Here is an 8,850-nt window from a genome sequence, read left to right as displayed (position 1 = left end):
GGCGGCCCTGCCGGGCCGGGAGCGTCCGCGGACCGACCGGGTGGTGTTCGGTGTCACGGCCGTGCTCACCCTCGCGTTCGTGCTGTGGGGCGCCGTCGGGACGGACTCGCTCGAGGACGCCTCCACCACCATGCTCGGCGGGCTGATGCACAACGGCGGCTGGGCGTTCATGCTGGCCGCCTCCGGTTTCGTCGTCTTCGCCCTCTGGCTGGCGGCCAGCCGCTACGGCCGGATCCACCTCGGCGCCGAGGGCGAGGAGCCGGAGTTCCGCACGGTGTCGTGGATCGCCATGATGTTCAGCGCCGGCATGGGCATCGGCCTGATGTTCTGGGGCGTGAGCGAACCGCTGGCGCACTACACGACGCCCCCACCGGGCACCAGCCCGGCAGACTCGGGCGATCGCATGGAGACGGCCATGGCGACCACCCTCTTCCACTGGACGCTCCACCCGTGGGCGATCTACGCGGTGGTCGGCCTCGCCATCGCCTACAGCACCTTCCGCAGGCGCCGCCGTCAGACCATCAGCGCCGTGTTCACCCCGCTCATCGGGGAGCGGAACGCGGGCGGCGTCGGCGGCCGGGTCATCGACGTGCTCGCCATCATCGCGACGGTCTTCGGCTCCGCGGCCTCGCTCGGCCTCGGCGCGCTGCAGATCGGCTCCGGTGTGGAGAAGCTCGACTGGATGGACAAGGTCAGCACGGGGCTGCTGGTCGGCATCATCGCGGTGCTGACCGTGGCGTTCGTGGCCTCCGCGGTCTCCGGTGTGGAGAAGGGCATCCAGTGGCTGTCCAACACCAACATGGTGCTGGCCCTGATCCTCGCCGTGTTCGTGTTCGTCGCGGGCCCGACCATCCTCATCCTGGACCTGCTGCCGACCTCGATCTTCGCCTACCTCGGCGACCTGCCCGAGCTGGCCGGCCGCACCGAGATCAGCGGAGGCGAGGGCGTCGCCGACTGGCTGGGCAGCTGGACCGTCTTCTACTGGGCCTGGTGGATCTCCTGGACGCCCTTCGTCGGCATGTTCATCGCCCGCATCAGCCGGGGCCGGACCATCCGCCAGTTCATCGGCGGAGTCATCCTGGTCCCCAGCACGGTCAGCCTGATCTGGTTCGCGATCTTCGGCGGCTCGGCGATGAGGCTCCAGGAGCAGAACCGGCTCGGCGACGAGACGACCCCCGAGGGCCGGCTCTTCGCCGTGCTGCAGGAGTACCCCCTCGCCACCGTCACCAGCCTGCTGGTGATGATCCTCGTCGGCATCTTCTTCGTCTCGGGGGCCGACGCGGCCTCCATCGTGATGGGCACCCTCTCGCAGAAGGGAGCGCTCGAACCCAGCCGCTGGGCGGTGGTCTTCTGGGGCGTGGTCACCGGCGCGGTGGCGGCGATCATGCTGCTGGTCGGCAGCGGCCAGGGCGACGCGCTGACCGGCCTGCAGAACCTCACGATCCTCGCGGCGGCCCCGTTCGTCATCGTGATGATCTTCATGTGCGTGGCACTCATGCGCGACCTGCGCCGCGACCCGCTCATCGTGCGGGGCGAGATGGGATCGGAAGCGGTGGAACTCGCGGTCATCGAGGGCCACAGGAAGTACGACGGCGAATTCGAGATCCGGGTGGGCCCGGGCCGGGGCCCGGACGTGGAGGGCGACCCCATCGGCAAGCACTGACACCCATGACGGGCCGCGTGGCCCCGTGCCCCCGGTGCGGCACGGGCACCGCGCGGTGCCATGCGCCATCCCCAGCACGGTCAGCCGCGTCTCCTGCGCCGTGCCCACCGCGTGCACCGCGCGGCGCCACGCGCCGTGCCGTCCGCGGGCAGTCGTACCGCAGGGCGGCACGGGTGGGCGGTGGGGGAGGCACCCTGCGAACGCCGGTCGCGGCCAGGTTCAGCGGGCGGCAAGCGCCGCCGCCTCCTCCGCGCAGCCCCACGCCACCGTGACCCCCGCACCCCCGTGACCGTAGTTGTGCACCAGGGCCCGTCCGTCCGGCAGGGACACGCGTTCCAGCCGCACCGCGTCCCGAGCCGGCCGCAACCCCACCCGATGCTCCAGGACACGCGCCCCCGCGACAGCCGGACACAGCACCGCGCACCGCCGCACGATCGCCTCGGCCACCCCCGGATCCGGCTCCAGGGACCACGCGTCCTCCTCCGCCGTGCCCCCCAGCACCAGCCGCCCCGGCTGCGGGAAGAGGTACGCCATCGAACCGTCCGCCCCCGTGGACACCGTCCACGTGCGGACCCCCGGATTCTCCACGACCACCAGCTGCCCCCGCACCGGCCGCACCGAGCGGTCCGGCACCAGCTCCCGCGCCCCCAGCCCCGTGCAGTTGACCACCACCGCCGCACCGGCCTCCGCCGGATCCGTCACCGTACGCGTCTCCACCGCACCCCCCGCCGCCAGGAACCGCTCCCGCAGCCACGGCAGATGAACCGGCATGTCGATGAGGGGCAGCCGCGCCCACACCCCCGACCCGACGGGATACTCATCGGCCGTCGCCACGCGCAGCCCCGGCAGCCGCGCGGCGGCCCACGCGCCGACCTCGTCGAGCCCCGTCTCGCCCAGTACCCCTTCGACCATCCGTACGCCCGTGGCCTCCGGCCGCGCCGCCAGCTCCTCGTACACCTCCAGCGAACGCAGCGCCCACGCGTGCGCCGACGCCACCGGCTCGATCCGGTACGGCCACCACAGCGCGCCCGCGACCGCCGAGGTGGTCCGCCCGACCGGGTCGCGCGTCCACAGCCGTACCCGTGCGCCACGCTCGGCGAGCACCACGGCCGTCGTCAGCCCGACGACCCCGCCGCCGATCACCAGGACATCGCGGTCCAGTTCGGTTCCCATCGGGGGACCGTAGCGGAATATGTCATGCCGTGCTCAGGTCCGTCCCGCGGTGGGAATACTCACGGCATGTCCGCCGAGTACGCGACCTTCGGCCTGGCACCGGCGACGAGAGCCGGTGGACTCCTCGCCGACGGTGACTACCAAGTCCACCGGGACTTCGTCGACTTCGTCGTCGACGGACGCCCGCTGCTCTTCCGCCTCTCCGACCTGGACGCCGTCTCCCCGCTCGCCTCCGACGTCCCGCCCTCCCTCTTCACCGCCCAGGTCCAGGGCCTGCTGCTGGAGACCGAGGCCCCGCTGCCCGCCGGCCGGTACATCGTCTACGGCTGCCCCGAGTGCGAGGACCTCGCCTGCGGCGCGGTGACCGCGGTCATCGAACGGGACGGCGAGGACTTCATCTGGCGCGACTTCGCCTGGCAGACCGGTGAGCACGCCGACCTGGAGCTCAACGGGTACCACGGCCTGGGCCCGTTCCGCTTCCGGGGCACCGAATACCGTACGGCCCTCGCCTCCCTCCTCGACGGCGACGTCCCGGGCGCCCGCCGCCGGGTCCTGCTGATCGGTGCCCGCGTCGCCCTGCTCGCCAGGCTCGCCGCGGCCCTGCGCACCATCGGCGTCGGCGCCGACATCGCCCACGACGCCGACGGCGTCCCCGCCGACGAACTGCGCGGCTACGGCGCCGTGGTCTTCGGCCGGTCGGTGAGCGCCGGCGAACGCGACGCTGTCCGCCGCGCCTTCGCCGGCGCCGGCGTCGACGTGCCCTGCGTCGACGGCTTCGCCCCCGTCGTCCCGCTCCTCGTCGCCCAGACCGAACAGGCCCTGGAACGCGGGCCGCGGGACCGGCGCCGCCTGACGGAACTCACCGCCGCCGGCGACGCCGCGGAGCTGGAGGTCACCTCGTCCTGCCGGGTCAGGCTCACCGCGTACCGGATCGACCGCCTCTCCCGCACCCACATCCGGGACCTCTTCGACGGCGTGCTCGAACCCGGCCGCCACCGCGTCCCGCTGGACGGCAGGGCGGTGAAGGGCGAGGCGTACCTGGTCGCGCGCACCGGCGGGACGGTACTGGTGACGGAGGTGGCGCGGTGAGAACCGGGGCGCGGCCGGCCGCACGCGGCCATTAGGATCGGCGGTCTGATGACTGCCACCCTCGTCGCCAAGAACCTCGCCGCCGGGCACGGCGACCGCTCCCTGTTCACCGGCCTCGACCTCGTCGTCGCGCCCGGCGACGTGATCGGTCTGGTCGGTGCCAACGGCGCGGGCAAGTCCACGCTGCTGCGCCTGCTCGCCGGCCTCACCGCACCGGAACAGGGCGAGCTGCGCCTCTCCCCGCCCACCGCGACCGTCGGGCACCTCCCGCAGGAACCGGAGCGCCGGCCCGGCGAGAGCGTACGGGCGTTCCTGGCCCGCCGTACCGGTGTCGCCGAGGCCCAGCGGACCATGGACGAGGCGACCGGGGCCCTGGTCGACGGCGCGCCGGGCGCGGACGACGCGTACGCCACGAGCCTGGAGCGCTGGCTGTCCCTGGGCGGCGCCGACCTCGACGAGCGCGCCGAGGAGGTCGCCGACTCCCTCGGCCTGGCCGTCGGCCTGGACCAGCCGATGACCTCGCTGTCCGGAGGCCAGGCGGCCCGCGCCCAGCTCGCCTCCCTCCTCCTCTCCCGTTACGACGTCTTCCTCCTCGACGAGCCGACCAACGACCTCGACCTGGACGGCCTGGAACGCCTCGAACGCTTCGTGACCGGCCTGCGCGCCGGCACGGTCGTCGTCAGCCACGACCGCGAGTTCCTCACCCGCACGGTCACCAAGGTCCTCGAACTCGACCTCGCCCAGCGGCGGGTCAACCTCTACGGCGGTGGCTACGAGGCCTATCTGGAGGAGCGGGACGTGGCCCGCCGGCACGCCCGCGACGAGTACGAGGAGTACGCCGACAAGAAGGCCGCGCTCCAGGACCGGGCGCAGACGCAGCGCGCCTGGATGGACAAGGGCGTGAAGAACGCGCGCCGCAAGGCCGGCAACGACAACGACAAGATCGGCCGCAAGTTCCGCAGCGAGGCCAGCGAGAAGCAGGCCGCGAAGGCGCGTCAGACGCAGCGCATGATCGAACGCCTGGAGGTGGTCGAGGAGCCGCGCAAGGAGTGGGAGCTGCGCATGGAGATCGCGTCGGCCCCCCGCTCGGGCGCGGTCGTCGCCACCCTCCGGGACGCCGAGGTCCGACGCGGCGACTTCACGCTCGGCCCGGTCTCCCTGCAGATCGACTGGGCGGACCGGGTGGCGGTGACGGGCGCGAACGGCGCAGGCAAGTCCACGCTGCTCGGCGCCCTCCTGGGCCGCGTCCCGCTCGACGCCGGGCACGCCGCCCTGGGCTCGGGCGTACTCCTCGGCGAGGTCGACCAGGCCCGCGCGCTGTTCCACGGCCCGGAGACCCTGCTCGACGCGTTCCGCCCGGCGGTCCCCGACCTGGACCCGGCCGACATCCGCACGCTCCTGGCCAAGTTCGGCCTCAAGGCGGACCACGTCGTGCGCCCCGCGGCCACCCTCTCCCCGGGCGAACGCACGAGGGCCGCCCTGGCCCTCCTCCAGGGCAGGGGCGTCAACCTCCTGGTCCTCGACGAGCCGACCAACCACCTGGACCTGCCGGCCATCGAACAACTCGAATCAGCCCTGAACACCTACCAGGGCACCCTCCTCCTGATCACCCACGACCGCCGCATGCTCGACGCGGTGAAGGTGACAAGGCGCCTGGAGGTCACGGACGGGAAGGTCGTGGAACGGTAGCCGCGGGCAGTCGCCCCTGCCTGCCCCCTCAGCGGGTGGTCACCCCGCCCCTCCGCGGGCGATCGTGCCTCCCCCAGTGCCTCTCAAGGGCCGGGGAGGTACCCCCCGTGGCGATGGGGGTCCCCCGCCCGAACGCAGCCGAGGGTGGGCGCTGGGGGTGCCCCCTCCGGGGGAGGCACCCGGCAAGCACGGCCCGCGCACCCACCCCCGAAGGACCCCGACGGGGCCGCGCCTACGCCAGCCCGGCCCGCCGCAACGCGTCGGCCATCGCCCCGTTGGCCGGAGCAGGCGCACTCGCGGACCGCCCCTTCCCTCCGGAACCGGACCGCCCCTGCTGCTGCCGCTGCTTCGGCGGCCGACCCCCCTGCCGCTCCCCGCGCTGTCCCCGCTGCTCCCCCTGAGGCGCGGCCTCGTCGTCCAGCCGCAACGTCAGCGAGATCCGCTTCCGCGGAATGTCGACGTCCAGCACCTTCACCTTGACGATGTCCCCCGGCTTCACCACGTCCCGGGGATCCTTCACGAACGTCTTCGACATGGCCGACACGTGCACCAGCCCGTCCTGGTGCACACCGACGTCCACGAACGCCCCGAACGCGGCCACGTTCGTGACGACCCCTTCCAGCACCATCCCGGAGGCCAGATCGGAGATCTTCTCCACCCCCTCCTTGAAGGCGGCCGTCCTGAACGCCGGCCGGGGGTCCCGCCCCGGCTTCTCCAGCTCCTTCAGGATGTCGCCCACGGTCGGCAGGCCGAACTTCTCGTCCACGAAGTCCTCCGGCCGCAGCGACCGCAGCACCGCCGTGTTCCCGATCAGCGCGGCGACCTCCGCCCCGGAGGACTTCACCATCCGCCGCACCACCGGATACGCCTCCGGGTGCACACTGGACGCGTCCAGCGGATCGTCGCCGCCGCGGATCCGCAGGAAGCCCGCACACTGCTCGTACGCCTTCGGGCCGAGCCGCGCCACCTTCTTCAGCTCACCGCGTGACCGGAACGGGCCGTTGCCGTCCCGGTGCGCCACGATGTTCTCGGCGAGCCCGGACGTGATGCCGGAGACCCGCGCGAGCAGCGGCGCCGACGCGGTGTTGACGTCCACACCCACGCCGTTCACACAGTCCTCCACCACCGCGTCCAGCGAACGCGACAGCTTCACCTCGGACAGGTCGTGCTGGTACTGGCCGACGCCGATCGACTTCGGATCGATCTTCACCAGTTCGGCCAGCGGGTCCTGGAGCCGGCGCGCGATCGACACCGCGCCGCGCAGCGACACGTCCATGTCGGGCAGTTCCTGGGAGGCGAAGGCGGAGGCCGAGTACACGGAGGCGCCCGCCTCGGACACCATCACCTTGGTCAGCTTCAACTCGGGGTGTCTGGTGATGAGTTCACCGGCGAGCTTGTCGGTCTCGCGGGACGCCGTGCCGTTGCCGATCGCGATCAGCTCGACCGCGTGCTCCTTCGCCAGCCGCGCCAGCTTCGCGATCGCCTCGTCCCACCGGTTGGCCGGAACATGCGGATGGATGACGTCCGTGGCGACGACCTTGCCGGTCGCGTCCACCACGGCGACCTTCACGCCCGTACGGAAACCGGGGTCGAGGCCGAGCGTCGCGCGCGTACCGGCCGGGGCGGCGAGCAGCAGGTCGCGCAGATTGGCCGCGAAGACCCGCACCGCCTCGTCCTCGGCCGCCGTCCGCAGCCGCAGCCGCAGATCGATGCCGAGGTGCACCAGGATGCGCGTACGCCAGGCCCAGCGGACCGTGTCGCCCAGCCACTTGTCGGCCGGACGCCCCTGCTGGGAGATCCCGAACCGGCCGGCGATGATCCCCTCGTACGACGACGGGCCGTCCACCGGCTCCTCGGGCTCCAGGACGAGGTCGAGGACCTCCTCCTTCTCGCCGCGCAGCATCGCCAGGATCCGGTGCGAGGGCAGGTCGGTGAACGGCTCGGCGAAGTCGAAGTAGTCGGAGAACTTCGCGCCCGCCTCCTCCTTGCCGTCGCGCACCTTCGCGGCCAGCCGCCCGCGCACCCACATGCGCTCGCGCAACTCGCCGATCAGGTCGGCGTCCTCGGAGAACCGCTCGGTGAGGATCGCCCGTGCACCGTCCAGGGCGGCCCCCGGATCGGCGACACCCTTGCCGGCGTCCACGAACGCGGCGGCCGCGGCGAGGGGATCGACGCCCGGATCACCGAGCAGCCCCTCCGCCAGCGGCTCGAGCCCCGCCTCACGCGCGATCTGCGCCTTGGTGCGCCGCTTGGGCTTGTACGGCAGGTAGACGTCCTCCAGGCGCGCCTTGGTCTCCGCGCCCCGGATCCGCGCCTCGAGCTCGTCGGTGAGCTTGCCCTGCTCGCGCACCGACTCCAGGATCGCCGTCCGACGCTCCTCCAGCTCCCGCAGATAGCGCAGCCGCTCCTCGAGCGTGCGCAGCTGCGCGTCGTCGAGCATCTCGGTCGCTTCCTTGCGGTAGCGGGCGATGAAGGGCACGGTCGAACCGCCGTCGAGCAGCTCCACCGCGGCCTTGACCTGCCGCTCCCGTACGCCGAGCTCCTCGGCGATCCTGCCTTCGATGGACCCTGTCAGGGGTGTCGTCACGTTCCCGTACCGCCTTCTCCACTGAGGTTGCGCGGCAATTGTGGCAGGTGGCGCCGACAAACGGGGATCAGGGCGGCGACCCGCCCGGGAACCGCACGAGCGGCGTCAGGCGCGACGGCCCCGGGCGGTGGACGAGGCCCCGCCGAACAGCCTGGCGAGCGCCCGGAACGGCAGGGTCACCACGGTGGCGACGGCCCCGCCGATCTGGCGCAGGACGTCCGCTATGGCACGCAGCATGTGTCTCTCCTTCCGTCTCCCGGCCCCGTCGGCCGGGTCTGACTGCGTGTACCTCGTCAACGCTTCAACATGCATGCCGTCCCGGTCCGGATGCGTGCCGTCCCGGTCCGGGCATGGCAGGAAAGGTGGGGAGCACGTCGTTGCGGCCATGCCGGGCGCCGTCAAGAATCGACGGCATGGCGCAGCGAACCGTTCTCGTCGTCCTCTTCGACGGCGTGCAGAGCCTCGATGTCACCGGTCCCGTGGAGGTCTTCGCGGGCGCCGAGCAGCACACCCCGGGGACGTACCGGCTGAGCACCGCCTCACTGGACGGCGCTCCCGTACGCACGACCAGCGGGCTGACCGTCGTGCCGGACGGGGCGCTGGCCGACGCGCCGGAGCCGCACACGCTGCTCGTGCCCGGCGGCCGGGG

Annotated in this window: 7 protein-coding genes; 4 read left to right on the top strand and 3 right to left on the bottom strand. The window is 72.6% G+C overall.

Translation table 11 applies throughout. The features are described from left to right. The coding region (locus B7767_RS19080) for a BCCT family transporter (RefSeq protein WP_373408226.1) at window positions 1-1,663 on the top strand (1,663 nt) is incomplete at its 5' end. Window positions 1,664-1,882: 219 nt separating this feature from the next. On the opposite strand, the gene B7767_RS19075 is transcribed toward B7767_RS19080, so the two are convergent. Beyond that, a complete protein-coding gene (locus B7767_RS19075) occupies window positions 1,883-2,836 on the bottom strand; it encodes an FAD-dependent oxidoreductase (protein WP_085573239.1) in 954 nt (317 codons plus the stop codon). 66 nt (window positions 2,837-2,902) lie between these two features. Here B7767_RS19075 and B7767_RS19070 point away from each other — a divergent pair, with 66 nt between their 5' ends. Together B7767_RS19070 and B7767_RS19065 are read left to right on the top strand one after the other, a co-directional pair. Beyond that, window positions 2,903-3,925, top strand: a complete 1,023-nt coding sequence (locus tag B7767_RS19070) for an oxidoreductase (RefSeq protein ID WP_085573238.1) — start codon at window positions 2,903-2,905, stop codon at window positions 3,923-3,925. A 48-nt stretch (window positions 3,926-3,973) separates the two neighbouring features. Continuing rightward, the gene (locus B7767_RS19065) at window positions 3,974-5,614 is read left to right on the top strand and encodes an ABC-F family ATP-binding cassette domain-containing protein (RefSeq protein WP_085573237.1); all 1,641 of its coding nucleotides are present in this window, start codon (window positions 3,974-3,976) and stop codon (window positions 5,612-5,614) included. A gap of 232 nt (window positions 5,615-5,846) precedes the next feature. Here the strand turns inward: B7767_RS19065 and B7767_RS19060 are convergent, their stop codons facing one another. Both B7767_RS19060 and B7767_RS48115 read right to left on the bottom strand, forming a co-directional pair. Next, window positions 5,847-8,201 carry a Tex family protein gene (locus B7767_RS19060; RefSeq protein WP_085573236.1) on the bottom strand — a complete coding sequence of 785 codons (2,355 nt, stop codon included), beginning with the start codon at window positions 8,199-8,201 and terminating at the stop codon, window positions 5,847-5,849. A gap of 105 nt (window positions 8,202-8,306) precedes the next feature. Then, a complete protein-coding gene (locus tag B7767_RS48115; RefSeq protein ID WP_256923486.1) occupies window positions 8,307-8,438 on the bottom strand; it encodes an LPFR motif small protein in 132 nt (43 codons plus the stop codon). A 176-nt stretch (window positions 8,439-8,614) separates the two neighbouring features. On the opposite strand from B7767_RS48115, the gene B7767_RS19055 reads away from it, so the two are divergent. Beyond that, the coding region (locus tag B7767_RS19055; RefSeq protein WP_179167199.1) for a DJ-1/PfpI family protein at window positions 8,615-8,850 on the top strand (236 nt) is incomplete at its 3' end.

The sequence above is a fragment of the Streptomyces sp. 13-12-16 genome, assembly GCF_002114215.1.
Lineage (GTDB): Bacteria > Actinomycetota > Actinomycetes > Streptomycetales > Streptomycetaceae > Streptomyces.
The sequence above is the reverse complement of the archived record's forward strand: the minus strand, read 5'-3'. Positions and strand labels throughout refer to the sequence as shown.

Coding starts and splice junctions, on each gene's coding strand:
- B7767_RS19075 (WP_085573239.1), bottom strand. CDS start 2,836: ATGGGAACCGAACTGGACCGCGATGTCCTGGTGATCGGCGGCGGGGTC.
- B7767_RS19070 (WP_085573238.1), top strand. CDS start 2,903: ATGTCCGCCGAGTACGCGACCTTCGGCCTGGCACCGGCGACGAGAGCC.
- B7767_RS19065 (WP_085573237.1), top strand. CDS start 3,974: ATGACTGCCACCCTCGTCGCCAAGAACCTCGCCGCCGGGCACGGCGAC.
- B7767_RS48115 (WP_256923486.1), bottom strand. CDS start 8,438: ATGCTGCGTGCCATAGCGGACGTCCTGCGCCAGATCGGCGGGGCCGTC.